Origin of the sequence: Streptomyces lycii (genome assembly GCF_009735685.1) — a bacterium.
Lineage (GTDB): Bacteria > Actinomycetota > Actinomycetes > Streptomycetales > Streptomycetaceae > Streptomyces > Streptomyces lycii.
On record NZ_WHPN01000065.1, the window covers coordinates 1 to 1,221 of the forward strand.

Here is a 1,221-nt window from a genome sequence, read left to right on the forward strand (position 1 = left end):
CACGGCACCGGGCGACGGGGTGGTGTCGGGCGACGGCGCGACGGCGGCCGGCCGGGCGGTGCCGGGCAGCGGGGCGGTGCGGGGTTCCGGGCGGGACTCCGGGCGGGACTCCGGACGGAGCCCGGGGCCGGTCGCCGGGCGGAGTCCAGCGCGGGATCTCGGGCGGGGATCCGGGCGGGACTCCGGCTCCGGATCCTGCTGCCCCGTGGTGAGGCCGTCCAGCCGTGCCTCCGTCAGGGTCCAGGCGCGGTCCGCCCTTTCCCAGAGGTCGCTCAGCCCGCCCGGGTCCGCGCCCGTCACTCCGGCGAGAGCGACGACCGCGTCCCGCGGCGGCAGCAGACGCCCGGTCAGATAGCGCTCCCAGGACGACTTGCCGTAGCCGGTCCGGTCCGCGACGGCGGAGACGGCGAGTCCGCTGTGGTCCACGATCTCGCGCAACCGGTTCGCCAGCTCCCGCACCCGCGGGTCCAGCTCGTCCGGCAGCGGCTTCCAACGAGGCATGTCCGCCTCCCCCTGTCCCCCACGCGTGCCACTGCTCCCGGGCGACGCGAGCCCTCCCAAGCCGCGCCACTCCCCCGCGCCCGGCGGACCCCGCGTAACGGAGGCCCTCGTACCGGAGGATGCCCGGGGCGGCGGTTCAGTTCCGCTCGGTTCCGCCCCCGCCGGGCGCACCGTCGCGCGCCCGCTCGGGAACGTGCGCGGATACGCCCAGGTGGCGTCAGTGTGCCACGCGGTGCCCCGTGTCGTTACCCGTCGGCAACAGCACCCGCACTCGGTGTTCGGGCCGTAGCGGAACGGTCACCTCCGAGCCACAGACCCCCCGCTTCCCTTGAGCCCGAACACAGAGACGAAGAACACTCGGGCCAAGGCGGGCCCGTCCTCGGCCGGGGGTGTGGACGGGTTCCGCCCCACCGGCCGGCCTCCCCGCCCCGCGAGGCGGAGGCGGCACGGGAACGGCGGCCCGTCCTCCCCGGGGGAGAGGACGGGCCGCCGTGACGACAGCGCGGCCGTGCGCGAGGGGCGGACGGTGCCGGACGGGGCGCGGACGGTGCGAGGGGGAACCGTCCGGTCGCGGGTGGCGGCGGAATTCCCGTGCACCCACCGGCGGAAGCCCGTACGCCACCGGCGGAGTTCCGGTGCACCCAGCGGCGGAATTCCCGTGCACCCCAGCGGCGGAATTCCCGTGCACCACCGGCGGAGTTCCCGTGCGCCCACCGCCCG

At 76.8% G+C, this 1,221-nt stretch carries 1 protein-coding gene; it reads right to left on the reverse strand.

Features of this window, described 5'->3' with window-relative positions; all coding sequences use genetic code 11:
- Positions 1 to 501 (reverse strand): helix-turn-helix domain-containing protein (locus GCU69_RS33410; RefSeq protein WP_235978184.1); only part of this gene is annotated, 501 nt, incomplete at its 3' end.
- Between the last annotated feature and the right edge of the window lie 720 nt (positions 502 to 1,221).